Raw genomic sequence first — 21,690 nt, 5'->3', positions numbered from 1 at the left:
GTACTTCACCCCCTCAGCTGCCGCATCCAAGGCGTCCTGCCACCGCAGGGCGCCTTTTCTGTGCCTGGATACCACCTGGATGCGGCCGGTCTGCCGTCAAAACAGCACACCAGTCAAAACAGCACACCAAAGGGGCCGGCCTCAGCGTCTTTCAAAGACGTGCCACCGGCCCCCGGAACAGCGATCAGTCTTCGACCAGGAGGCCTTTCTCCTTGAGCTTCTCCGTCAGCCCGCAGAGCTCAATGGTGTTTCCGCCGTCGTGGTAGAGCTTGATGAGTTCGCGCTCGTGGTCGTCGCGGGCCTGGGACAGTGCGATGACTTCCTCGGCCTCCTCGCGGCGGACCACCACCACGCCGTCAGCGTCACCACGGAGGATATCGCCCGGGTAAATGATTTCGTCACCGAAAACGATCGGGTGGTTGATCGGACCGAGGGTTTCCTTGACTGTGCCCTTGATGCTGACGCTGCCGGAGAAGACGGGCAGTCCCAGCTCAATCAGGTCCTGGGTGTCGCGCACGCCTGAATCGGTGACCATGGCGGCGATGCCCTTGGCCTTCATGGCATTGCCCAAGACGTCGCCGAACGTGCCGGCTTCGGCCATCTCCTGCGCTCCGACCAGGACGACGTCGCCTGCCTGGGCGTAGTGGATGGCCACCTGGAGCATGAGGTTGTCCTGCGGTGCGCAGGCGACCGTGACGGCAGGGCCGCAGAAGGACATGGAGCGGTCGATCGGCTTGATCCTGGAGCTCAGGGCGCCGCGGCGGCCCTGTGCTTCGTGGATGGTTGCGGAAGAGAAGGCCGCGAGGCGGCTGACGACGTCAGCCTCGGGGCGCTCGAACTTGGTCTTGACGTGGATCATTTTCGGGTTCCTTCAGTTTTTGGGGAGGCTAGTTGAGTGCGTTGACGGCATCGCTGATGGAGTCCACGCCGGCGTTGATGGTCTCCAGCGAGGTGGCGAAGGAGATCCGGAAGTACGGGCCCAGGCCGTAGGCCGAACCCTGGATGACGGCCACGCGGGCAGCGTCCAACAGGTAAAGGGTGAAATCTTGGTCGTTCTCGATGACCTTGCCGTCGGGCGCGGTCTTGCCGATCACGCCACTGCAGTTCACGTACGCGTAGAAGGCGCCTTCCGCCGGCGCAACGGACAGCCCGTTGATGGCGTTGAGGCCCTCGACGGCGGCGTCCCGGCGCTTGCGGTACACCTCCACGCTGTCGCGGACGAAGGACTGGTCGCCGTTCAGTGCCGCCACTGCGGCGGCTTGGCTGATGGACGACGGGCACGACGACGTCTGGGACTGCAGCTTGTTCATGGCCGCAATCAGGGGCGCGGGTCCCACGCCGTATCCGAGCCGCCAACCGGTCATCGCGTACGCCTTGGACACGCCGTTGACCAGCAAGATGCGGTCTTTGAGCGCCGGGGCAGCAGTGACCAAGCTGGTGACGCGGCCGTCTCCTAAGTGGATCTCATCGTAGATCTCGTCGGTGAGGATGAAGACGTGCGGGTGCTCCTCAAGGACCGCGCCCAATGCCTGGAGTTCCTCCCTGGTGTACACAGCGCCGGTCGGGTTGGAAGGGGCGTTAAGGATGAGCCATTTTGTGTTGGGGGTGATGGCCCTTTCCAGGGCGTCCGGGGTGAGTTTGAAGCCTGTGTCTTCGCCGCACGGGACGATCACCGGGGTGCCATCGTTGGCAAGGACCATGTCCGGGTAGGAAACCCAGTAAGGCGCGGGGACAATCACCTCATCGCCCTCGTTGAGCGAAGCCATCAGGGCTACGTACAGAACCTGTTTGGCTCCGCCGCCAATGGTCAGTTGGTTCCGCTCGTAGTGGTGTCCCGTGTGGCTTTCGATCTTGCGAAGGATCGCGGTCTGGAGATCCGGCGTACCGGTCACCGAGGTGTACTTGGTCTCTCCATCTCTGATGGCAGCGACTGCTGCTTCTTTGATGTGGTCCGGGGTGTCGAAGTCCGGCTCGCCGACGGTCAGGTCGATGATCGGGATGCCTTCAGCTTTAAGTTCGCGGACGCGGGCGGCCGCGGCGACGCTCGCTGAGGACTTGATGCGGGTGACCCTCGACGCCGGCAGGTAGTCGGACATGTCTCCTCCAGGAAAGTGGGACTCAGGACGCGCGGATTCGCGTATCCCCTTTTTCGAGACTAGGGATTCGCACGCCCTGTGGATAAGACCTAATGTGCGTGGATCTATAAGGGGCTCTTATGACGCGGATCTCTTTGTGGGGTTCCGGAACCCATTCGGCGCACAGAATGCGTATAGACGCACTCTGGGGCACATCTTCCATGCACTTTGCTTATGGGTTCACGCGGTATTGGTATTTCCTTGGACCGGTGAACACTGCCTAGATTCGAGGGATCAGAAGTGCTGTTCCGAAACTGAAAGGGAGCCAATGACAGCCCAAACCAGCTCAGCCCCCGCTGTTTCAGGCCAAGCCCGCTCGGCCACCGGACGATATACCTACCGGGCCAAGGCCCTACGTCCGCAGCCCACGGATCACACGGATCACACGGATCACGCCAAGCTGGCGCATGCCCTCGGCGTGCATCGGCAACTGCTGTCCCACGCAACGAGCGCCATCCGTACCCTGACCGCTGCCAGAAACGAGCTGATGGCGCAGGCGATTGAGGATGGGCTCACCATCGCCACTGTTTCAGCGGCCACCGGGGAGAGCATGAAGGCGGTCAGGACCATCGCTTTGGCTTATGACGATCTCCACCCGAGCGGGCTCCCCCGCAACGTCCATTTGTCAGCAATGAAGCAGAAGAGCGACGAACTCAGGGCCGCCGAACGTCATCGGGCCCAGATCACCGAACGACGCGAAGCCCTGATTGTGATGGCCCTCCGCAACCAGGTCTGCGATGACCTGGAGCTTGCCTCGCTGACCGGACTCACTCCGGACCACATCCGCCGGTCAACGCGGGGAATCGCCCGTCCTGCCTAGCTTTCGCAACGCACCCTGTGCGTTCCCTCCCGGTTGGCTCGCCCGGCATGGCGGGTCACATCAGCCAAGGACCCGAACGACGCGGGATCACGCGAGCCGTGCACAACCATCCGGCGTGCGCCTCCGGGCAACTGGGAAGGAAGGACCGCCCGATCGTTGAACCCCGGAGCCACGGAGGGTAGAACGGATAAATGAGCAACGACGTGAACTCTTGGATGGATCAGTACTTACGCGCGTGGACCTCGAACAACCCTGAGGACATCAAGGCCCTCTTTACCGAAGATGCCGTCTATTCCGACAGGCCGAACACTGAAAAACAATGGAACGGCCACGAGGAGATCGTCAAAGCGTGGGCTGATGCTGGGGACAAACCCGAGGACTGGACCTTCGAGTGGACGCTCCTTGGCCGGGACGGTGACACCGCTTTTGTGCAGGGCCTGACCACGTACCTCAACGGGGAGCCCACCTATGACAACCTCTGGGTGATCCGTTTCGCCGAGGACGGCCGAGCCCGCGAATTCACCGAATGGTACATGGCCCGCAAGCACACCCCGCCCGCACCCAACTGAGTCAGTAGCTTTCGCGCTCAACCGTTTCAGCTACGGGAATGAACTTGTCGGCAAAGCCCTCGGAAGCCCGGGCGAGCACAGCAACGTCCGCGCCGACCAAGACAAAGGAGGCACCGGCGTCGAGATAGGCGCGGGCTGTCGCCTCGTTGAAGGCATTCACGCCGGCAGGCTTGCCCGCTGCTTTGGCGGCGGCGAGGCAGTGCTCGACGACGGCCCTTACCAAAGGATTTTCCTGCTGTCCCAGCAGCCCCATGGAGGCGGCGAGGTCCGAGGGGCCCAGGAAGATGCCGTCCACGCCGTCGACGGCCAGGATCTCCTCCACCGCCGACGCCGCAGCCTCCGATTCAATTTGGACCGTGAGGCTGATGGACTCGGAGGCGTTGGCCAAGTAGTCCGGGACGCGGTTCCAACGCGACGCGCGGGCCAAAGCCGAACCAACTCCCCGGACCCCGAGTGGCGGGTACCTTACCGCAGCAACGGCGGTGGCTGCCTCGAAGGCTGAGTTCACCATGGGGATCAGCAGGTTCTGCACACCGAGGTCAAGGTATTGCTTGATGACCACGGTGTCATTGACCGGCGGCCGGACCATGACTTTCAACGGGTATCCACTCACGGCATGAAGCTGCGCCACGATGGATTCCAAGCCGTTGGGGCTGTGCTCTGCGTCAATCAGCAGCCAGTCCAGCCCTGAGCCCGCACAGATTTCTGCCACCAGGGGACTACCGGAACAAACCCACATTCCAGCCAACGGACGGCCGGCCTCGGAGAGGGCCGAATAGAAGGTGGGGCTCAGCTGAAGTGACATGTCACAACTCCCAACGGTCCGTAGTCCGCGTGCACGGTATCACCTTTGTACACCCATAGGGGGCGTGTAAACGAGCCTGCCAGGATGATATCTCCGGCTTTCATTGAGTCTCCGTGAGCAGCGATCTTGTTGGCCAGCCAATGGACTCCGTTGGCTGGGTGATCGAGCACTCCGGCGGCCACCCCGGTCTCCTCCACGGTCTGGTTTTTGTACAGAATCGCAGAGACCCAGCGCAGGTCGACGGAGTCCGGCCGCACCGGGCGGCCGCCCACCACCATGGCGCCCATCGCGGCGTTGTCCGAGATGGTGTCCACGATGGTCCGGCCCTCCATTTCGATCCTGGAGTCCAGGATCTCGAGGGCCGGAACCACGTAGTCGGTCGCGTTGAGCACGTCGAAGATGGTGCAGCCCGGGCCCTTCAAGGCGGACTTCAACACGAAGGCCAGTTCCACTTCCACCCGTGGGTGCGTGTACTGGTCCCACGCGACCGAGCACCCGGTCTCCAGGACCATGTCATCGAAAATGGCGCCGTAATCCGGTTCCGTAATGCCCGTGGCGGCCTGCATGGCCTTGGACGTGAGGCCGATCTTGCGCCCCACCAACGTGCGCCCGGCTTCCTCGTTCCGCCGCATCCACAACTGCTGCACGGCGTAGGAATCCTCCACCGTCATGTCGGGGTAGCGGGTGGTGAGGCGCGGGACCGGTTTGCGGTTCCGGCCGGCTTCGAGGAGCTCGTCGGCAATGGCTTCGATCGTCTTCGCGTCCAACATGGTTTAGACCTGCGCCCCCAGCTTGAACCCCTCGGCAGCTTCGCCGGATGCACCCTCGGGACGGGTGTAAGAGAAGCCATCGGCGCCGACCGTGACTGCCATCTCGGACTTGTCCTCGCGTTCAATGATGGGCTGCGGGTTGCCGTCCAAGTCCAGGACCAGGGAGGCCTCGGTGTACCAGGAGGGGACCACGGGGTTGCCCCACCAGTCGCGGCGCTGGTTGTCGTGGACGTCCCAGGTGACGGTGGGGTTGTCCGGGTCGCCGGTGTAGTAGTCCTGGGTGTAGATCTCCACGCGGTGGCCGTCCGGGTCCAGGATGTAGAGGTAGAACGCGTTGGACACACCGTGGCGTCCGGGGCCGCGTTCGATGCGGTCGGAGATGCGGAGGGCGCCCATCTTGTCGCAGATCTGGATGATGTTGTGCTTCTCGTGCGTGGAGAACGCGATGTGGTGCAGGCGGGGACCGTTGCCGCCGGTCAGGGCGGTGTCGTGCACGGTCTGCTTGCGGTGCATCCACGCGGCGTACGTGACGCCGTCAGAATCCTTGATGTCCTCGGAGACGCGGAAGCCGAGGTCCTCCAGGTACTTGCGTCCGCGCGGGACGTCCGGGGTGACCTGGTTGAAGTGGTCCAGGCGGACCAGTTCGCCGGCGGAGTAGAGGTCGTAGCGCTGGGTGAGGCGTTCCACGTGCTCCACGTCGTAGAAGAACTCGTACGGGAAGCCTAGCGGGTCTTCCACACGGACGGAGTCGCCAACACCCTTGGTGAATCCTTCCTTGCGGCGCTCCACCCGGCAGCCCAGTTCGCGGTAATAGGCCTCGGCTGCGTCCACCTCGGCCGGGGATTTCACCCGGTAGGCGAATGCTGCAGCGGCAGCAACGGGGCCCTTGCGGAGGACCAGGTTGTGGTGGATGAACTCCTCGAAGGAGCGCAGGTAGATGGTGTTCTCGTCTTCTTCGGTGACGTGCAGGCCCAGGAGGTCCACGTAGAACGCGCGGGACTTCTCAAGGTCCGTGACCACGAGTTCCAGGTAGGCGCAGCGGACGATGTCCGGAGCAGGAACCGTAGGAGTTGGGATCGGGCCGGTGAAAGGGTTGCTCATGATGGTCTCTCTTCGTTGAAAGGGGTAGGTGGGGAGCTTAGGCGCCGAATTTGGGCGTGTGGACTGAGCCGAGCGTGATGTGCACGGCCTGCTGGTCGGTGTAGAAGTCGATGGAGCGGTAGCCGCCCTCGTGGCCCAGGCCGGAAGCTTTGACGCCGCCGAAAGGGGTGCGGAGGTCGCGGACGTTGTGGCTGTTGAGCCACACCATGCCGGCCTCCACGTTCTGGGAGAAGTTGTGGGCCCGTGTCAGGTTCTGGGTCCAGATGTAGGCCGCCAGGCCGTACTTGGTGTTGTTCGCCAAAGCGAGGGCTTCGTCGTCGTTCTCGAAAGGCGTGATGGCCACGACGGGACCGAAGATTTCCTCCTGGAAGATCCGGGCATCAGGCGCGACGTCGGCAAACACCGTAGGTGCGATGTAGTTGCCTTCGGGCAGGTGGTCGGGTCGGCCGCCGCCGGCCAGGAGGCGACCCTCGGACTTGCCGATCTCCACGTACGACGCCACCTTTTGGTAGTGCTCGGGGTGGACCAGCGCGCCCACCTGGGTCTTGGGATCGTGGGGATCGCCCACCACGATGTTCTTGGCCCGGGCGGCGTACTTTTCGCAGAATTCGTCGTAGATTGCCCGTTCCACCAGGATGCGGGAGCCGGCCGTGCAGCGTTCGCCGTTGAGGGAGAACACGCCGAACAGCGCCGAATCAATCGCGGCGTCCAGGTCGGCGTCCGCGAACACGACGCACGGGGACTTGCCGCCGAGCTCCATGGACAGGCCCTTGAGGTTGGCGGCTGCATTGCGGAAGATCGTCTGGCCCGTGGTGGTCTCGCCGGTGAAGGAAATCAGCGGAACGTCCGGGTGCTTCACCAAAGCATCGCCGGCTTCTTCGCCCAGGCCGTTGACCAGGTTGAACACACCGTCGGGGAGGCCGGCGTCCTTGAAGATCTGCGCCCAGAGAGACGCGGACAACGGCGTGAACTCGGCCGGCTTGAGGACCACAGTGTTGCCGGTGGCCAGAGCCGGGGCGAGCTTCCAGGACTCCAGCATGAACGGGGTGTTCCACGGCGTGATCAGGCCCGCAACGCCGATCGGCTTGCGGTTCACGTAGTTGATCTGCGAACCGGGGACCTTCATGGCGTCATCGAACTGGGCCACGATCAGGTCCGCGAAGAAGCGGAAGTTCTCGGCAGCGCGCAGCGCCTGGCCCTTGGCCTGAGTGATCGGCAGGCCGGTATCGAACGTTTCCAGCTCGGCGAGGCGGGCTTCCTGTGCCTCCACCGCATCAGCGATCTTGTTCAACACCCGGGCACGCTCACGCGGCTTCATCTTCGGCCACGGACCGTTGACGAACGCTTCGCGGGCAGCGGCGACAGCAAGATCGATGTCTTCCTTCTGGCCGGCCGCAGCAGTGGCGTAGTTGCCGTTGGATACAGGGTCCAGGACATCAAACGTCTTGCCGGACAGGGAGTCAACGAACTCGCCGTTGATGAAGTGCTGGATGTGGGACGGCAGGTTTTCGGGGATGTAATGCTTGGCGGTCTCTACTGAGGTCGTCATCGTTGAAGTCCTAACTAGTGATCAGGGTTTGCTTGGGCGAGGTAGGCGTCCAGGGTGGCGGCGCGGTGTTGGCGGGCCGCTTTCTCGATGGTGTCGGCGTCTGCTGCGTTCTCGATGAGCCGCAGCAGTGCCTCATGTTCGCGCACCGATTCCTGGGCTCGGCCGGGGACAAAACGGAACGTCGACGAGCGTAGCGACGCCAGCCGGTTCCACCCCCGATGCACGAGGTCCAGAATGTGCGGGTTGGGGCAGTGTTCAAAAAGGACGCTGTGGAAGTCCTGGTTCAGCGCGGTGAAGCGGACGGGATCGAAGTGCTCCAGGCACTCACGCATTTCCTCATTCACGGCACGGGCGCGGGCAATGGCTACCGAATCGATCAGCGGTGCGGACAACGCGGTGGCTGCGCCCTCCACGATGCTCAGAGTCTGCATCGTGTACAGGTACTCGGTGGGGTCGATGCCGGACACTGTAGCGCCCACATTCCGCTCGAACTTCACCAGCCCTTCGGCCTCCAGCCGGCGGATCGCTTCCCGGACAGGGACCACACTGAAGCCAAGGTCCTCGGCGATTTTGGCGAGCACCAGCCGGTAACCCGGCGTGTACGTCCCCTCCACGATCCGCGCCTTCACGGCGGCGTAGGCCTGCTGGGACTTGCTTTGGGCGGCGGCGCTTTCGACGGCGGTTTCAGTCACTGTGGGCTCCTTGCCGGCTTTGCCACTCCTGGAAGCGTGCCTGCCATTCCTTATTCATCGGATACAGCCCATCTACGCTGTTGCCTTCCTGGACCATCTGGAAAATGAACGTCTCTTCCTTTTCCTGCTGGATGCAGTCGTCCACCAGTTCTACGGCGATAGCCGGCGGGATCACCAGGATGCCGTCCGAGTCGGCCACGATGATGTCCCCGGGCTGCACGGTGGCTCCGCCGCAGGCGATGGTGATGTCCGTGTCCCACGGAATGTGCCGGCGTCCCAGGACTGCAGGGTGCGGGTTGGCGAAGTAGGTGGGCATTTCCAGGTCGGCCACGGCCGAGTAGTCGCGGACGCCGCCGTCGGTAATGATTGCAGCGGCCCCACGGACCTGGGCACGCAACGCGAGGATGTCGCCGACCGTGCCGGTACCCTTCTCCCCGCGGGCTTCCATCACCAGGATTTCGCCTTCGTTCACGGAGTCGATGGCCCGCTTCTGTGCGTTGAATCCGCCGCCGTGGGTCTTGAACAGGTCCTCGCGGTTGGGAACGTAACGCAGGGTCCGGGCCAGGCCCACCACCTTGCGCTCCGGGCGCGTGGCCTGCAGGCCGTCGATGCTCACATTGTTCAGTCCGCGCTTGCGCAGCTGGGAGGACAAAGTAGCGGTGGCGACGGATTCCAGCTTCTTCTTGAGATCCGGAGTCAGTACCGAAGCATTGTCGGGAGCAGGCAGTCCGGCGGCTTCGCGCGAACCGTACGCCTCTTCCCGCTGGGTGTCATCGGTCTTGGGCCGGGCACCAAAGTCCGCGAACGGCGTCGTACCTTCCGTTACTTTGGTGGCCAAACGACCGCTGCTGAAATCGCCGCCGGTGACCTCAATTTCGACGACGTCACCCGGCTTGGCAACCGAAGCGCCGGCCGGGGTGCCGGTGAGGATGATGTCGCCCTCTTCGAGCGTGAGCAGCTGGGAAAGGTCCGCCACGAGCTGCGCGAACGGGAAGAGCAGGTCCTCGGTGGTGTCATCCTGCACGAGGTCCCCGTTGTGCCAGGTGCGGATCCTCAACTGCGTGGGGTCCACGGCGTCGGCCGGAATCAGTGCGGGACCAACGGGAGTGAAGCCGTCGCCACCCTTGGACCGAACGTTGGAGCCCTTGTCCGCGTACCGGAGATCGTAGACGCCGAGGTCGTTGGACGCGGTGACCCATTCGACGTGGCTCCATGCATCGTCCAATCCAACGCGACGGGCGGACTTGCCGATGACCAAGGCGATCTCGCCCTCGTACCCGAGCAGTTCACAACCGGCTGGGCGCTCAACGGTGCCGGGTGCGTCCGCGGATCCAAGTGCCAGCGAAGACGACGGCTTCAGAAAGTACGACGGCTGCTCGGGAGTGCGCCCACGCTGGGCCGCGCGGCTGGGGTAGTTGATGTGGACGGCAATAACTTTGCGCGTCCGGGCCAGCATGTCCTGGCTGACTTCCTGGGTCCGGAACTCCAGTGTCACGGCGCCTCCTCCTGATCAAACATTTATCAAGTACGAAATCGTATACGATAACTATGGACCGGGAACGTGATCCGCGTCAACCCCCTCATCAAACCCAACTGACTCGCAATAGTGGTTGTCATGAGCGCCCAAAACAACCACTATTGCGAGTTAGTTGGGTAGTCAGGAGGGGCGGGCGTGGCTTTGGGCAATGAGCAGGAGCAAGGGAAGCCGTTGAGGTTCGCCGATGGCCCGGAATGGGAACACTGGCTCTCCGAGAACCATGCCACCCGGACCGAAGCCTGGCTGGTCATCGGGAAGAAGAACTCGGGCGCTGGCCTCATTGAGATCCAAGACGCCCTGGACGGAGCCCTCTGTTTCGGCTGGATCGATGGCCAACGCAAGGGCTACGACGAGAAGACTTTCCTGCAGAGGTACTCCCGCCGCCGGGCTCGAAGTTCGTGGTCCCAAGTGAATGTAGGCAAAGTGGAGACGCTGATAGATGCAGGCCGCATGCGTCCGGCCGGATATGTGGAAATAGACGCAGCCAAAGCCGATGGCCGTTGGGAAGCGGCCTACGTTTCCCAAGCCAACGCCGAGGTGCCGGAAGATCTGGAAGCTGCACTGGCACGCGACCCCGCGGCCCGCGAGGCTTTCCAGCGTCTCGGCAAGACCAGGCGTTACCTCGTCATCCTCCAGGTACTTAAAGCCCGCACTCCCGAGTCGCGCGCCAACGTCCTGTTCAAGGCAATGGAGAAGTTGGCGAAGGGAAACTAGCCACTCTTACAAACTGTCGGCGGGCTCCCGTAGGGTACCGGCATGGACATCATCCTTGTACCCGGTTTCTGGTTGGACGCGTCGTCATGGGAGGAGGTGACGCCGCCCCTGAAAGCAGCTGGCCACAGGGTTCATCCGCTGACGCTGCCAGGGCTGGAGTCTGTGGATGCACCACGTGCAGGCATCGGCCTCCGTACCCACATCGACGCCGTAGTGGCGAAGGTAGATTCCCTGGACGGCAAGGTGGTCCTGGTGGGCCACTCAGGTGGCGGCGCCATCATCCATGGCGTGGCCGATGCCCGCCCTGACCGAGTGGCGCGCGCCGTTTACGTTGACAGCGGACCGCTCGGTGAGGGCGGGGTCATCAATGATGAACTGCCCGACGACGGCGACGACCTCCCGCTGCCGCCTTGGGAACTGTTCGAAGACGAAGACCTGGTTGACCTGACGGATGAACTGAAGGAAGCCTTCCGTGCGCGGGCCATCCCGGAGCCTAAAGGCGTTGCCGTCGAGCAGCAACACCTGGGCGACGTCCGGCGCTACGACGTGCCGGCCACGATTATCGCCTGCCAGTTCCCCTCGTCGCTCCTCAAGGAATGGATGGATGCCGGACACCCGTTCACGGCGGAACTCGCCAGGATCCGGGACGTGGACTATATCGATCTCCCCACGGGACACTGGCCGCAATTCACCAAACCCAAGCAACTGGGCGAGGCGATTTTGACCGCGGTGGAACGCGTCAGCTAGCTACTTAGTGGCGGGGCGGCGTATTAGTCGCCGGTCCTTCCGGCGCGGCGCCGCCCTCGTCAGTCCAGTCGCTTCCCGTGGTGTCATCCAAGGCAGGATCGGACACAACATCCGACTTGATGGTGGGCACGGTGGTGACGGTTGGTTTGGTAACGGCGGGCTTGCTGTCGGAAGAGGAACCGGGATGTTCGCTGCCCTTCGGGGACGTGATGCCCGGGAACATGGTCTCGGCCTTTTCCATCAGCTTCTTGCCGGCCTCATACAGGTTGTCCAAAATGTCCGGCACCGACTCTTGGACGGCTTCCGTGGCCTGGTGGACGTTCTCTTGAACCTCAGGGTTCTTCCAAAGCTTCTCAGTGCCTCCCCGCACGCGGCGATACACCTCCGGCCAGGATTTGGATCCCCACACGTAACCGACAGCCACGCCAACGGCGAACAATGCTTTGCCTTTCACAGCAATCACTCCTTCCGAGGTGTTTGTCCTTCGACAGTAGTCCCGCTGGCCGCACCATGTCACCTGCGCCTTGACCGCGAACCAGTTAATCCGGATTTGCCGAAATAAAACTACCAACTAAACTCTTATGCCAACCAACGGATAACCGCAGGAAGTAACCGCATCACAACCCGAGGAGTGAAAACCATGGGACTGGGCGACAAGATTAAGAACGCTACTGAAGAAGCAGTTGGCAAGGTCAAGGAAAAGACCGGCGAAACCACCGGCGACAGGGACCTGCAGGCCGAGGGCCTTGGCGAGCAATCGAGGGCAAACCTCAAGCAGTCCGGGGAGAAGATCAACGACGCCGCCAAGGGAGTCGCGGACTCTTTCAAGGGTCACTAGACCGCGAATCCGCGGCATTCCGGGGCTGCAAGCAAGGACGGACTAATAGTCAGGTTACTTGCTACTAGCCCCGGGAGCCGCTAGCGTTGCTTGTGTAGTACCGAGTCTGACCCAATCAGCAGGAGTGCTTTATTGGCTATATTTCATAAATTCATCGGGGTTGCATAAATAGTTCCACTCCCCCACATTCCATAGGGCCTCCAGGGCCCCATTACGGTGCCTACACCTTGGAACAGGCACCCGGTGAACTTACTCGCTTCATCACGTTCATGGAATTTCCATCAACAAGAAAGTAGGAGCAAAAATGGGTTTCTTTGGTTTTCTTCTGCTCGGTCTTTTGGCCGGCGCTATCGCAAAGCTTATTCTTCCCGGCCGCCAGGGTGGCGGCTGGCTGATCACCCTCCTCTTGGGCGTCGTCGGCGCTCTTCTGGGCGGTTGGATCGGTGGCCTCATCTTCGGCACCGGCCTCCAGGAATTCTTCTCCCTCACCACGTGGCTCCTGGCCATCGGCGGCTCAATCATCGTGCTGCTGATTTACGGCCTGGTCACCGGCCGCAAGGCACACCATGGCTAACAACCAGAACCGCGACGCCAACGGCGAGGAACTCGACGGCCAGTACACCGAAGGTGATTACGGAGACGCAGGGGCGTCACCGGAAACCCTGAAGGATGACGCCGGCGGTGACTACACGGAGGGTGACTACGCAGAAAAGACAGTGCCCTCGGCGGATGCCGAGCTCGACGAAAAGAACACGGAAGACACCCCACGGGATCGTCCGTTCTCATCCGAACCGGATGACGAAGCGTCGGGCACCAGCCGCCCGTAACATCTAAATACAGCCAAGAACCCGGAGGACTGCAACCGCAGCTCCGGGTTCTTGCGTTGTCCGGGGCCTGATACTTTCGGGCATGGATTGTTGGGGCATTGGAGCGGAGGTCCGCGTAGCGTCGGTGAAAAGAATGGAGACAGGATGCAGGGCTGGAACCGGGCCATTGAACTCATCGAGCAGGATCTCACCGCGGAGATCGAAGTGGCAGATTTGGCGCGTGCCGCTTTAACCTCCGAATACCACTTCCGGCGGATGTTTTCCTCCCTGACAGGCCTGCCGATCTCCGAGTACATCCGCAGGCGGCGCCTGACAGCGGCCACTGCGGAAATCCTGGAGGGCAGGGCTGTGCTGGACGTTGCCTTTCGCTACGGGTACGGATCGGCGGAAGCATTCACCCGCGCGTTCAAGGCCATGCACGGGCTCAACCCATCCCAAGCCCGATTGCCTGGAGCGGTTCTCCATTCCCAGCCTCAACTGAGGTTCCACGTCCGAGTCGAAGGAAATACCGACATGAAGCACCGCATAGAAGACAAACCTGCTTTCCGCCTTATCGGACTGAAAGCCCGTGTTCCGCTGGTCCACGAAGGACCCAATCACGCCATCATCGAGTTTCAACGGGGCCTGGACCCCGCCGTCACCGCACGCATGCTCGAGTTGGCGGATGCGGATCCGGCCGGGCCCTTGTCAGTCACTGACAACATGGAAGAACAGCGCACCGAGGGAAGCGAACTGGATTACTGGCACGCAGTGGCTTCTACCAAGCCTGCCCCTCCGGGCTTCGATTCCCTTGAGGTCCCGGCAGGGCTGTGGGTGGTCTTTGAAACCGAGGGAAAGTTCCCGGAAGTCCTGCAGGGTATGTGGGCAGACGCCGCCACGGAATGGTTTCCGGCCAACCCCTACAGGTGGGCGCCGGGACCGGAAATGCTCAGTGTTCAGGTGGAACCAGACCGGACGCATGGCCGCGGCCAATTGTGGATCCCTATTGAAAGGGGAGATCTACCCTGACGGAGCTGATTCGAGGAGCTGGTAGATCTCGGCCAAGGGCAGCACGTTCTGCCGGTACTCACGAATAAGAACCCGCAGCACTGACTCGGCAGCCTCTGCATCCTCCGTTCCAATGGCCTCGGCTGCGTAAACCGCCTTGATGTTGTGCGCAAAGGCATCGGCGGCCGTTTGGGCAATGCAGTTATGGGCAGAAATGCCGGCGAGAATGACCGTGTCGACGCCCCAATTCCTCAGGCGCATCGCAAGATCAGTTCCAAAAAAGGCACTGTCCCGGGTCTTGATCAACCGTGGAAGATCGGCAGTGAGCAGCCCGGGAACAAACTCGGCCTGCTCACTGCCCCTGAAGATGAAGCCCTGATCATCGTCAAGCATGTTGAGGCTCCACGTGGATTTATCCCGTTCGTGAACGGTTTCCACCAGGAGGACTTTGGACCCGGCTTGGAGCGCGGCGTTGGTCAGCGAATTACAGGCAGCAACAATTTCCTGCCGACGCCCCTTCAAAGAAGGGTCTTCGAAGTAGGCGTTCTGCATGTCGATCACCAACACAGCGATCATTGGCTGTCCCCCTGCTTAAAACCCAACCTCATTGAAACGCCCCGCCGCAGCTCAGAGTCCCTTGCCACCCGTGACGGGAAGGACGGCGCCTGACATGTAGGATCCTTCGTCGGATGCCAGCAGCACGTAGGCAGGTGCCAGCTCAGCCGGCTGGCCGGCCCGGCCCAGCGGGGTGTCCTGCCCGAAGGTGGGGAGCTTGTCCGGCCATTCGGTGGCAGGAATCAACGGGGTCCAGATAGGGCCCGGCGCCACTGCGTTGACGCGAATGCCCTTGGGACCGAGTTCCTCGGCCATGGCCTTGGTGAAAGCCACTTGGGCTGCCTTGGTCATGGCGTAGTCGATCAATTGCGCGGAAGGATTGAAGGCCTGGATGGATGCCGTGACAATGATCGAGGCACCCGGACGGAGATGTGGAATGGCTGCCTGCGCGGTCCATATGAGGGAATACAGATTGGTCTTGAAGACCCTGTCGAACTCCTCAGTGGGGATGGTCTCCAAGCCTTCGCGGTTCTTCTGGTAGGCCGCGTTCAACACCACCACGTTGAGCCCACCAAGCTCCTGCACGGTTCGTTCCACAATCTCAGCCGCAAAGCCCTCATCCCGCGCATCCCCGGGCAACAGCAGGACCTGCGCTCCGCACTCACGGATCCATTCCGCCGTCGACTGTGCGTCTTCCTCTTCCTCCGGCAGGTAGCTGATAGCCACGTTGGCACCCTCTCGCGCGTAGGCGATGGCTACCGCGGCGCCGATGCCGGAGTCGCCTCCGGTGATGAGGGCGGTCTTGCCCTGAAGGCGCCCATGCCCCACGTAGCTCTTCTCCCCATGGTCCGGTTGCGGATCCAGCGGCTTGGTGAGGCCCGGCTGTTCCTGTTCCTGCTGGGGGAATTTGCCCGAGTGGTACCCGCTGCGGGGATCCGATGGCGCGGAGGTGAGGCGGTTCCCGTCGGTTCGCTGCTTGTCTGTCTGGTTCGGATCACCTTGAGTCATGGTTCTGCCCCTTTTTCAGATTTCACTGCATGGTACTGATTCTCTACACGGTACTTTTTGCCCTGTACCCCGCTTCCCAAGCTCCTAAACGCCGTCAGAACTAGGTCCGCAGAGTCCTCGCTTTGACCATGAGGAACAACCCATAGGAGATGAGCCCGAGTGCCACAGCAGCCAGCAAATACGGACCATAAGGCTGCTCCCTCAGGGCTTTCAAACCGCCGTCAAGCCCGGTTGATTGCTCGGGCTGGGCGCGAACCGCGGCAATGACCACCAGCAATCCAACGAGGAACAGGGCGATCCCCTTGGCGATGTAGCCCACCACGCCGACCCAGAGTTGGAACTTGTGCACGGCCTGGCTGGACGACAGAGAGAGGTCCTTCGTGAACGTCTGCCGGAAGCCCCTCACCGCAAAAACGATGCCGGTGATCGCTACTCCGGCGCCGATGGCGACCAGCAGGAATACGCCGAACGGCGCCTTCATGAGAGTGACAGTGAAGTCGCTGCTGGATTCACGGCTGTTCTGGCCCTGTCCTACGACGAAGGACATGATGGTGGCAGCCAAAGCAGCGAACACAAGGGCCTGCCCCAGGGCCGAGAGCCTCTTGGTCAGTTTGTTGTCCGAGGCGTTCCGGTAGCCCAGGATGGCATTTCCCAATTGCCATAAGGCCAACGCCGCACAGGCTGCGAAGCAGGCCCAGAGCAGGAAGGGGCCGGCTGGCTTGTTGGCCAATTCGGTCACCGCACCACTGACATCGGCCTCACCGCCGCGGCCCACCGCGAGTTGGACTGCGATGACGCCGATCAGCACGTGCAGCAGCCCGCTCACGGCGTAACCGGCCCGGGCAACAGCTGCGAAAGTTCGCGAATTCGCGGCTTCCTCGGCCACATCAGCGGCCTTCCTCATCTCTTCCTTGATGGCAAGCCTCCTTATTTTCGCGTTGGACTCCATCGTCCCTTAAACGACGTCGGGCAGGCACCCCTTGGTCCCTGCCCGACTCAAAGGGTGCCCGCCCGACTCAAAACTTGAAGGGACTTAGAATCCGACGACCGACTGTGGCCAGATGCTCCGGAGACCCGCGCCCAGGGGATTGAACGGCTCGCGCACGATCACCACGGCACGGGCCTGGCCTGGAAGTTCCCCTGACTGGTGGGCAGCCTCCGCTGCGCCTGCATGGGCATCGGACTTTACGTGGGTAGCGCCGGTGTTCATGGACTTGGCGGTGATCTGCTCGGTCATTTCGGTGGTCCTTCCTGGAAGTTCCCGTCAGCTCCATTGGCTGATGTTTCAACCATCGGACGGGCTCCTCAAGAAGGACGCCGGGTCATCTCAAGATTTCCTCAAGATTCCGAGCGGGCGTCAGAAAGCGAGCAGCACCTCCAAAAGCGGCCCGGATTCCAAGGCGAGGCACGCGCTCACGCGGGTGCCGTCGTCGAGCAGTTCGATGGAAGGCCCGACGGCGGGCGGAACCCAAGCCGGCGGCTCACCGCCGAGGTACACCAGCGAAGCGAAGCAGCTGCGTTCCCCGGACAGCGTGCCCTCCAGGTAGCCGCAGGCTGCCTGCTGACCAAGGGGTGAAACGCCTTCCGCCCGGTAGACGCCGCTGCCGGAGTACCCGTGCAGCGGCCACATGGCTGTGTGAAGCCCACCGGCCGTGAGCACGCCGTGGTGTTCCTCTACAAGGAGTGCATCGGCCAGCGCGTAACCGCCATCGCGGACGGCGGTTACGCGCTGGCCGGAGCCAGCCTGCGCCACCACAACGTGTACCCGAAGCTCATACCCGCATGCTGCGGCGGTTCCCGTCGCCACCCGCCAGGGCGACTTGGCGGGATCATCGTTGTCACTCCACACGGGGGCGTGCCAGCTGGCCCCTTGCCGGCGCCGTGCCCCGAGCCGGTGAATTCTTGCCCTGCGGCTGGGCGTTGCGGAGCCGTTGAGAATCGCGAAGTGGTTATCCACAGGATGCCCGGTAAACAGGGGCGCTGTGTGGCTCGAATACGCGAGTCGGCGGTAGAGGGGATCGTCCGGGCCCGGTGCGTAGTATTTGTCGCTGCCGTGGTTGAGCAGCCGGGCGATGCCGTCCGAGGCGGTGGAGTGAAGCAGGTAGTTGGGTGCCTCAGCGTATTGGAGGCCATCGCTGACTTCCACAGGTGACTCCTCCTCCACAGCAGTCCACACAGGATGCTCCGCGGGCAAAAGGAGGCCGACGAACGCCTTGGATGTCCAGTATGGCGATGCGGGACCCGAGTATTCCTGCGTCATTGGTTCAAAAGCGCCGAGCCAGCCGAGGGACGGCAGGCCGCCGTCGTAAGCGCCGCCGTCGAGGAAGTACTTCGCTGCGCCGCTGGCGGTCCGGCGGGTCTGCCCGGGGTTGAGCGGCGTCGCGGCGATCGCCTCGCCCAAGAACAAAGGCGCGACGGCGGCGTAGCGGTAGATGAGCGAGCGGCCTTGGAAAACAGGGGCACCGTTCGAGCCAAAGAACCGGACATGGTCCTCAAGGAATGCAGCAAGCCGGGTCCGGTAGACCTCCAGCCGGTCATCAGCCCCGGGGTGCCTGCCGGAGGCGAACTCCGCCCACAGGATCGGGTACAGATGCATAGCCCAACCGCAGTAATAGTCGAAGAAATCGCCGGTGCCGTCGTTATCCCCGTCCCTGTACCACCCGCCGCCCACGTACCAGTCTTCAAGCCGCTGCAGACCGTGCTCAATCTGCTCCGCGTTGTGCTCAAACCCGGCACCGGCCAGGAATTCGGCGATCATCACCTGGAAGAGCACCCAGTTGTTGTCCACGCAAGTGCTCCGCGAGGAACCCTGCAACCATGCGGCAACCTGCTCTTGCTGCGCAGCGGAAAGCGTGTCCCACAGCCATGGCTTGGTGAGCTGGAGGCCCAGGACGATGGACGCCGCTTCCACCATCGGCTGAGAACGGTCGGTAATCGGCAACCACGCTTCCGAGCTGTCGGTCCGCGTTCCTTCCAAGAGCCCCTGCCGGTAAAGGTCCACATGGCTGTGGGGATCTCGGCCGTGCTCACCCGCAACCCGGAACGCCATCATCAGGAAGGTCCGGGCAAAGCCCTCCATGCCATCGGATAAAACCCCCGACGACGACGGACGGCCGCCCAGCCGGATCAGCGCCTTTCGTGGGGAAAAGAAGGGGCGCACCGCGAGCAACTGCTGATCGGCGAAGGCAACCCAGTGCTCCCGTGTCCACCCGGTCATGGGGCTGAGCTCAAAATCCGGGGCGGGCATGGTGAAGGCGGTTGCCATGAGTCTCCTGCGGGGGCACGTAGTAATAGCCACCGTAGGCGCCGCATCGATAGACCGGGGCGAGGTGAACAGAAATGAACCCTTTCCGGGCTACCTCAGGAGCCGCTCTATGGCGTCGAAGCTCAGCCCGGATGCGATCGCGAGGTCGGGAAGGCCTGCTCCTGCTGCCGTCGCGCTTCGCACGGCGCGCACCAGGCCATCTTCTGCCTGGTCCATTTCCCATCGGAGCCCCTCAGCCCGGGCCGCCGCCGTCCCTACGTCATCCAACAGACTGATTCTTTTCGAGGACGTGGAGGCGGAGAACTAGTTATATGGCCATATAACTAAATATGCCAGCTCATGCCTTGCGGAAAAGTGATACACATCACGTGAGTGTGCGCGTGAGAATACCCGGTCCACCACGTCTTATACATGACGGCGCACAAGAACGCCGCAACCCACGGACAGGAGCTATCGCCATGACGATCCAAACGCACACCCCCGCAGACGTACCGGCCAAGAACACGCAGACTCCCTCACCAGCCCTTTTGGGCGCACCTTCACCCAACAAGGGCAAGGACGGACGCGGCGCCACCACCGTTGCCGACGGCGTAGTAGCAAAGATCGCCGGAATCGCCATCCAGGAAATCCCCGGCGTGCACGCCCTCGGCGGCGGCGCTGCCCGCGCAATCGGCAACCTCCGGGAAAAAGTCGGCCAAAAGGACCTTACCCAGGGTGTCAGCGTAGAGGTCGGCCAAACCCAGGTGGCTGTTGACGTAACCCTGGTAGTTGAATACCCCCACCCCCTCCAGGAAGTGGCCGACAACGCCCGTGACGCCGTTTATACAGCGATCGAGGACCTGGTTGGCATGGAAGTCACCGAGGTCAACGTCACCATCACGGACATCCACGTACCGTCCGAGGACGCAGGCGCTGATGACGCCGAGCGCGAGCCGAGGGTGGCATGAGCCCCACCATCGCAGGTTTGGCGATCGGCGCCGCCCTGGCGCTCGCCGGACTGGCGTTCGGTTTTTGGGGCCTCCTACTGACGGCCTTGTTCATGGGAATCGGGGCTGTGTTGGGCCGTTCCGCCGAGGGAAAGCTTGACCTTCACGGGGTGCTGGATGCCCTGCGGGGTAAGCGCTCCTCCTCATGAGCGGGACCATTTCCTGCCTACCGGTCCATGCCACTGCCGGAGCCCGGCTGGGCCACAACCGCATCACCCACACTGCGATTCGAACCACCCTGGAAGCGCTCACCGCCCGCGCCTTTCGGGTGGACAGGAGCAACGTGTCGGCAGAGTTGAAGGACGACGCCGGAAAGCTCGGGGTCAGCGTCTCGGTCAAGTTGGCACTCCCGCCGCTCCTGGAGCCGCGCATCGGTTCAGGCACGGTCTTTGACATGGCACAGTCTGCCCGCGCTGACGTTGTGTCCCGCGGTGTGGAACTGACCGGATTGGAAATCGGCCGGGTAGACATCCGCCTCGTCGGCGGCCACCAGGAACAGCAAAGGAAAAGGAGAGTGGCATGAGCAAGGATCCAGCAGTCCGGCGTCTGGTCCGCAGGGAAACGCACTCTTCCAGGGCGGTCCCGTCCATAGTGGCTGCTTCGATCCTGCTTGTTGCCTGCCTTTGGCTGACACTCGAATTCATCCTATGGCTGCTCAAGGACCAGCCCTTGCTGGCCAGCCCTGCCCAGCTCTTCCGGTGGCTTATGGAACTTCCCCGCACCACGATCCCGCTGGGCATGACAGGAGCCGGCGCCGGACTTGTACTCCTGGGGCTGGTGCTTCTCGGACTCGCTCTGGGGAAGGGACGCAAACGTCGCCGGGCTTTTGGCAGCGACCGCGCGGCAGTAGTGGTGGACGACGAAGTACTCGCGGCAGCCCTCTCCGGCAAGGTAAGGCTGGTTGCCGGTCTTTCGCCTGGACAGGCGACCACCACCGTCAGCGCGCGCTCCGTCCTCATCCGGGTACGTCCGACGTCGGGTCATCCGCTGGTGGGCGAGGACATCCGGGCAGTTGCGGACAGCGAACTGGCCTCCTACGGACTGGGACGCAAAGTAAAGACCAACGTCCAGATACTGCATGAAGGAGCGGTCGGGCAATGAGGAACACCAATCGGGCACTCAACCGCAGCCTTCTCTCCCTCTTGGGCATCGTCCTGCTGGGCGCCGGCGCCGTACTCATCGCGGCCGGAACCCTCCCCGGCGCGGCAGAGCTGTGGGCCACCACAGCATCTTCGATACGGGACAACGCACGCAATCTGACAAGCACCGCGACGCTGCCGGAACCCGTCCGAAGCTGGTGGATGGTGGCGGGTGTAGCCGTGCTGCTGGCAGGTGCCGGACTCGGTGCAGCATGGTTGGCCTCCCAAGGGGGCGGCCGGACACCGCGTCTGGCCGAGCATTCAGATGGCATGGCCGGCCGCACCGTGATAGATGCCGGGCTGGTCTCCGCCGCCGTCCGTGAAGCCCTTGCCGGTCACCCCGACGTGCTGGCGACTTCAGTCTCCGCATGGGAATCACCGCGAGGCACGGCACTCCGGCTCCGCTTGGAAGCACGCAAAGGAGCGTCCCCCAAGGACCTCACGGACACGGCAGAACAGCTACTCCAACAACTGGATGCCTGGCTGGGACGTCCAATGCCCGTCCTGGTCCGAATTACCAGCGGCACCCGCACACAAGTGTCCGGAACAAGACGCGCCCGGTAATCACAGCTCCAAGGCTTTCCAGTAAGTCACGCAGGGCACCACAGTGCAGTGCACCGAAAAGAAACAGTGCAGTGCACCGAAA

General features: G+C 62.7%; 28 protein-coding genes. 13 read left to right on the top strand and 15 right to left on the bottom strand.

Features of this window, described 5'->3' with window-relative positions; all coding sequences use genetic code 11:
- Positions 1–184: 184 nt before the first annotated feature.
- Both AC1RJY_RS20620 and AC1RJY_RS20615 read right to left on the bottom strand, forming a co-directional pair.
- Positions 185–859: a 4-carboxy-4-hydroxy-2-oxoadipate aldolase/oxaloacetate decarboxylase gene (locus AC1RJY_RS20620; protein ID WP_011776509.1), complete on the bottom strand. Its 675-nt coding sequence runs from the start codon at positions 857–859 to the stop codon at positions 185–187.
- Between the two features lie 28 nt (positions 860–887).
- Positions 888–2,096: an aspartate transaminase gene (locus AC1RJY_RS20615; protein WP_498603151.1), complete on the bottom strand. Its 1,209-nt coding sequence runs from the start codon at positions 2,094–2,096 to the stop codon at positions 888–890.
- A gap of 307 nt (positions 2,097–2,403) precedes the next feature.
- On the opposite strand from AC1RJY_RS20615, the gene AC1RJY_RS20610 reads away from it, so the two are divergent.
- Complete coding sequence (locus AC1RJY_RS20610) at positions 2,404–2,955, top strand: hypothetical protein (protein ID WP_498603150.1); 552 nt, start codon at positions 2,404–2,406, stop codon at positions 2,953–2,955.
- A gap of 191 nt (positions 2,956–3,146) precedes the next feature.
- Positions 3,147–3,524, top strand: a complete 378-nt coding sequence (locus tag AC1RJY_RS20605; RefSeq protein ID WP_014923127.1) for a nuclear transport factor 2 family protein — start codon at positions 3,147–3,149, stop codon at positions 3,522–3,524.
- A gap of 1 nt (position 3,525) precedes the next feature.
- Here the strand turns inward: AC1RJY_RS20605 and AC1RJY_RS20600 are convergent, their stop codons facing one another.
- From AC1RJY_RS20600 to AC1RJY_RS20575, 6 genes are read right to left on the bottom strand one after another with little or no spacing between them, the layout of a single operon-like run.
- Complete coding sequence (locus AC1RJY_RS20600) at positions 3,526–4,329, bottom strand: HpcH/HpaI aldolase family protein (protein ID WP_011776513.1); 804 nt, start codon at positions 4,327–4,329, stop codon at positions 3,526–3,528.
- A complete protein-coding gene (gene hpaH, locus AC1RJY_RS20595; RefSeq protein WP_498603149.1) occupies positions 4,314–5,099 on the bottom strand; it encodes a 2-oxo-hept-4-ene-1,7-dioate hydratase in 786 nt (261 codons plus the stop codon). Before hpaH ends, AC1RJY_RS20600 begins: the two co-directional genes overlap by 16 nt.
- Positions 5,100–5,102: 3 nt before the next feature.
- Positions 5,103–6,200 (bottom strand): 3,4-dihydroxyphenylacetate 2,3-dioxygenase, encoded by a 1,098-nt coding sequence (gene hpaD, locus AC1RJY_RS20590; protein ID WP_014923129.1) that lies wholly within the window; start codon positions 6,198–6,200, stop codon positions 5,103–5,105.
- 37 nt (positions 6,201–6,237) lie between these two features.
- Positions 6,238–7,749, bottom strand: a complete 1,512-nt coding sequence (gene hpaE / locus AC1RJY_RS20585) for a 5-carboxymethyl-2-hydroxymuconate semialdehyde dehydrogenase (RefSeq protein WP_210065509.1) — start codon at positions 7,747–7,749, stop codon at positions 6,238–6,240.
- A gap of 14 nt (positions 7,750–7,763) precedes the next feature.
- Positions 7,764–8,441, bottom strand: coding sequence for a GntR family transcriptional regulator (locus tag AC1RJY_RS20580; protein WP_011776516.1), 678 nt, complete (start codon positions 8,439–8,441; stop codon positions 7,764–7,766).
- Complete coding sequence (locus AC1RJY_RS20575; RefSeq protein WP_498603204.1) at positions 8,434–9,897, bottom strand: fumarylacetoacetate hydrolase family protein; 1,464 nt, start codon at positions 9,895–9,897, stop codon at positions 8,434–8,436. Before AC1RJY_RS20575 ends, AC1RJY_RS20580 begins: the two co-directional genes overlap by 8 nt.
- A gap of 216 nt (positions 9,898–10,113) precedes the next feature.
- On the opposite strand from AC1RJY_RS20575, the gene AC1RJY_RS20570 reads away from it, so the two are divergent.
- Both AC1RJY_RS20570 and AC1RJY_RS20565 read left to right on the top strand, forming a co-directional pair.
- Complete coding sequence (locus AC1RJY_RS20570; protein ID WP_498603148.1) at positions 10,114–10,692, top strand: YdeI/OmpD-associated family protein; 579 nt, start codon at positions 10,114–10,116, stop codon at positions 10,690–10,692.
- A gap of 42 nt (positions 10,693–10,734) precedes the next feature.
- The gene (locus AC1RJY_RS20565; RefSeq protein WP_014923133.1) at positions 10,735–11,439 is read left to right on the top strand and encodes an alpha/beta fold hydrolase; all 705 of its coding nucleotides are present in this window, start codon (positions 10,735–10,737) and stop codon (positions 11,437–11,439) included.
- A gap of 4 nt (positions 11,440–11,443) precedes the next feature.
- On the opposite strand, the gene AC1RJY_RS20560 is transcribed toward AC1RJY_RS20565, so the two are convergent.
- Positions 11,444–11,893 (bottom strand): hypothetical protein, encoded by a 450-nt coding sequence (locus AC1RJY_RS20560; protein ID WP_043470813.1) that lies wholly within the window; start codon positions 11,891–11,893, stop codon positions 11,444–11,446.
- A 186-nt stretch (positions 11,894–12,079) separates the two neighbouring features.
- Here AC1RJY_RS20560 and AC1RJY_RS20555 point away from each other — a divergent pair, with 186 nt between their 5' ends.
- The 4 genes from AC1RJY_RS20555 to AC1RJY_RS20540 all read left to right on the top strand — a co-directional run bounded on the left by AC1RJY_RS20555 (position 12,080) and on the right by AC1RJY_RS20540 (position 14,112).
- Complete coding sequence (locus tag AC1RJY_RS20555; RefSeq protein ID WP_043470816.1) at positions 12,080–12,277, top strand: CsbD family protein; 198 nt, start codon at positions 12,080–12,082, stop codon at positions 12,275–12,277.
- Between the two features lie 304 nt (positions 12,278–12,581).
- The gene (locus AC1RJY_RS20550; RefSeq protein ID WP_011776522.1) at positions 12,582–12,851 is read left to right on the top strand and encodes a GlsB/YeaQ/YmgE family stress response membrane protein; all 270 of its coding nucleotides are present in this window, start codon (positions 12,582–12,584) and stop codon (positions 12,849–12,851) included.
- Positions 12,844–13,104: a hypothetical protein gene (locus AC1RJY_RS20545; RefSeq protein WP_014923136.1), complete on the top strand. Its 261-nt coding sequence runs from the start codon at positions 12,844–12,846 to the stop codon at positions 13,102–13,104. The genes AC1RJY_RS20550 and AC1RJY_RS20545 overlap by 8 nt, the downstream gene beginning before the upstream one ends.
- Positions 13,105–13,248: 144 nt before the next feature.
- Positions 13,249–14,112, top strand: coding sequence for an AraC family transcriptional regulator (locus AC1RJY_RS20540; RefSeq protein WP_498603147.1), 864 nt, complete (start codon positions 13,249–13,251; stop codon positions 14,110–14,112).
- Here the strand turns inward: AC1RJY_RS20540 and AC1RJY_RS20535 are convergent.
- The 6 genes from AC1RJY_RS20535 to AC1RJY_RS20510 all read right to left on the bottom strand — a co-directional run bounded on the left by AC1RJY_RS20535 (position 14,104) and on the right by AC1RJY_RS20510 (position 19,186).
- Positions 14,104–14,667, bottom strand: coding sequence for a cysteine hydrolase family protein (locus AC1RJY_RS20535; RefSeq protein WP_498603146.1), 564 nt, complete (start codon positions 14,665–14,667; stop codon positions 14,104–14,106). The genes AC1RJY_RS20540 and AC1RJY_RS20535 overlap by 9 nt on opposite strands.
- A gap of 51 nt (positions 14,668–14,718) precedes the next feature.
- Complete coding sequence (locus tag AC1RJY_RS20530; RefSeq protein ID WP_014923139.1) at positions 14,719–15,654, bottom strand: SDR family oxidoreductase; 936 nt, start codon at positions 15,652–15,654, stop codon at positions 14,719–14,721.
- A gap of 100 nt (positions 15,655–15,754) precedes the next feature.
- Entirely contained in the window at positions 15,755–16,558 is an 804-nt protein-coding gene (locus AC1RJY_RS20525) for a DUF1206 domain-containing protein (protein WP_498603145.1), read from the bottom strand.
- A gap of 129 nt (positions 16,559–16,687) precedes the next feature.
- Entirely contained in the window at positions 16,688–16,891 is a 204-nt protein-coding gene (locus AC1RJY_RS20520; RefSeq protein WP_014923141.1) for a hypothetical protein, read from the bottom strand.
- Positions 16,892–17,011: 120 nt separating this feature from the next.
- Entirely contained in the window at positions 17,012–18,919 is a 1,908-nt protein-coding gene (locus tag AC1RJY_RS20515) for a DUF2264 domain-containing protein (protein ID WP_498603144.1), read from the bottom strand.
- A gap of 90 nt (positions 18,920–19,009) precedes the next feature.
- Positions 19,010–19,186, bottom strand: coding sequence for a hypothetical protein (locus AC1RJY_RS20510; protein WP_498603143.1), 177 nt, complete (start codon positions 19,184–19,186; stop codon positions 19,010–19,012).
- A 191-nt stretch (positions 19,187–19,377) separates the two neighbouring features.
- Here AC1RJY_RS20510 and AC1RJY_RS20505 point away from each other — a divergent pair, with 191 nt between their 5' ends.
- Genes AC1RJY_RS20505 through AC1RJY_RS20485 form a run of 5 tightly spaced genes read left to right on the top strand, consistent with a single transcriptional unit; the run spans position 19,378 to position 21,608 of the window.
- Positions 19,378–19,866, top strand: a complete 489-nt coding sequence (locus AC1RJY_RS20505) for an Asp23/Gls24 family envelope stress response protein (protein WP_011776531.1) — start codon at positions 19,378–19,380, stop codon at positions 19,864–19,866.
- Positions 19,863–20,054, top strand: a complete 192-nt coding sequence (locus AC1RJY_RS20500) for a DUF2273 domain-containing protein (protein WP_011776532.1) — start codon at positions 19,863–19,865, stop codon at positions 20,052–20,054. The genes AC1RJY_RS20505 and AC1RJY_RS20500 overlap by 4 nt, the downstream gene beginning before the upstream one ends.
- On the top strand, positions 20,051–20,428 hold the full coding sequence (locus AC1RJY_RS20495; protein WP_498603142.1) for a hypothetical protein: 378 nt from the start codon (positions 20,051–20,053) through the stop codon (positions 20,426–20,428). The genes AC1RJY_RS20500 and AC1RJY_RS20495 overlap by 4 nt, the downstream gene beginning before the upstream one ends.
- Positions 20,425–21,006 (top strand): hypothetical protein, encoded by a 582-nt coding sequence (locus AC1RJY_RS20490; RefSeq protein ID WP_498603141.1) that lies wholly within the window; start codon positions 20,425–20,427, stop codon positions 21,004–21,006. Before AC1RJY_RS20495 ends, AC1RJY_RS20490 begins: the two co-directional genes overlap by 4 nt.
- Positions 21,003–21,608: a hypothetical protein gene (locus AC1RJY_RS20485; RefSeq protein ID WP_498603140.1), complete on the top strand. Its 606-nt coding sequence runs from the start codon at positions 21,003–21,005 to the stop codon at positions 21,606–21,608. The genes AC1RJY_RS20490 and AC1RJY_RS20485 overlap by 4 nt, the downstream gene beginning before the upstream one ends.
- Positions 21,609–21,690 lie beyond the last annotated feature (82 nt).

This window comes from Arthrobacter sp. GW822-FHT05G07, assembly GCF_058799755.1.
This window is presented reverse-complemented; position numbering and strand designations above follow the sequence as displayed.

What these genes read in the sequence shown, in the direction of transcription:
- AC1RJY_RS20500 (WP_011776532.1), top strand. Translation starts at nt 19,863, where the DNA reads ATGAGCCCCACCATCGCAGGTTTGGCGATCGGCGCCGCCCTGGCGCTC.
- AC1RJY_RS20505 (WP_011776531.1), top strand. Translation starts at nt 19,378, where the DNA reads ATGACGATCCAAACGCACACCCCCGCAGACGTACCGGCCAAGAACACG.
- AC1RJY_RS20515 (WP_498603144.1), bottom strand. Translation starts at nt 18,919, where the DNA reads ATGGCAACCGCCTTCACCATGCCCGCCCCGGATTTTGAGCTCAGCCCC.
- AC1RJY_RS20545 (WP_014923136.1), top strand. Translation starts at nt 12,844, where the DNA reads ATGGCTAACAACCAGAACCGCGACGCCAACGGCGAGGAACTCGACGGC.
- AC1RJY_RS20605 (WP_014923127.1), top strand. Translation starts at nt 3,147, where the DNA reads ATGAGCAACGACGTGAACTCTTGGATGGATCAGTACTTACGCGCGTGG.
- AC1RJY_RS20520 (WP_014923141.1), bottom strand. Translation starts at nt 16,891, where the DNA reads ATGACCGAGCAGATCACCGCCAAGTCCATGAACACCGGCGCTACCCAC.
- hpaE (WP_210065509.1), bottom strand. Translation starts at nt 7,749, where the DNA reads ATGACGACCTCAGTAGAGACCGCCAAGCATTACATCCCCGAAAACCTG.
- AC1RJY_RS20540 (WP_498603147.1), top strand. Translation starts at nt 13,249, where the DNA reads ATGCAGGGCTGGAACCGGGCCATTGAACTCATCGAGCAGGATCTCACC.
- AC1RJY_RS20555 (WP_043470816.1), top strand. Translation starts at nt 12,080, where the DNA reads ATGGGACTGGGCGACAAGATTAAGAACGCTACTGAAGAAGCAGTTGGC.
- AC1RJY_RS20565 (WP_014923133.1), top strand. Translation starts at nt 10,735, where the DNA reads ATGGACATCATCCTTGTACCCGGTTTCTGGTTGGACGCGTCGTCATGG.
- hpaH (WP_498603149.1), bottom strand. Translation starts at nt 5,099, where the DNA reads ATGTTGGACGCGAAGACGATCGAAGCCATTGCCGACGAGCTCCTCGAA.
- AC1RJY_RS20620 (WP_011776509.1), bottom strand. Translation starts at nt 859, where the DNA reads ATGATCCACGTCAAGACCAAGTTCGAGCGCCCCGAGGCTGACGTCGTC.
- AC1RJY_RS20600 (WP_011776513.1), bottom strand. Translation starts at nt 4,329, where the DNA reads ATGTCACTTCAGCTGAGCCCCACCTTCTATTCGGCCCTCTCCGAGGCC.
- AC1RJY_RS20525 (WP_498603145.1), bottom strand. Translation starts at nt 16,558, where the DNA reads ATGAGGAAGGCCGCTGATGTGGCCGAGGAAGCCGCGAATTCGCGAACT.
- AC1RJY_RS20535 (WP_498603146.1), bottom strand. Translation starts at nt 14,667, where the DNA reads ATGATCGCTGTGTTGGTGATCGACATGCAGAACGCCTACTTCGAAGAC.
- hpaD (WP_014923129.1), bottom strand. Translation starts at nt 6,200, where the DNA reads ATGAGCAACCCTTTCACCGGCCCGATCCCAACTCCTACGGTTCCTGCT.
- AC1RJY_RS20495 (WP_498603142.1), top strand. Translation starts at nt 20,051, where the DNA reads ATGAGCGGGACCATTTCCTGCCTACCGGTCCATGCCACTGCCGGAGCC.
- AC1RJY_RS20615 (WP_498603151.1), bottom strand. Translation starts at nt 2,096, where the DNA reads ATGTCCGACTACCTGCCGGCGTCGAGGGTCACCCGCATCAAGTCCTCA.
- AC1RJY_RS20575 (WP_498603204.1), bottom strand. Translation starts at nt 9,897, where the DNA reads ATGCTGGCCCGGACGCGCAAAGTTATTGCCGTCCACATCAACTACCCC.
- AC1RJY_RS20530 (WP_014923139.1), bottom strand. Translation starts at nt 15,654, where the DNA reads ATGACTCAAGGTGATCCGAACCAGACAGACAAGCAGCGAACCGACGGG.
- AC1RJY_RS20485 (WP_498603140.1), top strand. Translation starts at nt 21,003, where the DNA reads ATGAGGAACACCAATCGGGCACTCAACCGCAGCCTTCTCTCCCTCTTG.
- AC1RJY_RS20490 (WP_498603141.1), top strand. Translation starts at nt 20,425, where the DNA reads ATGAGCAAGGATCCAGCAGTCCGGCGTCTGGTCCGCAGGGAAACGCAC.
- AC1RJY_RS20550 (WP_011776522.1), top strand. Translation starts at nt 12,582, where the DNA reads ATGGGTTTCTTTGGTTTTCTTCTGCTCGGTCTTTTGGCCGGCGCTATC.
- AC1RJY_RS20610 (WP_498603150.1), top strand. Translation starts at nt 2,404, where the DNA reads ATGACAGCCCAAACCAGCTCAGCCCCCGCTGTTTCAGGCCAAGCCCGC.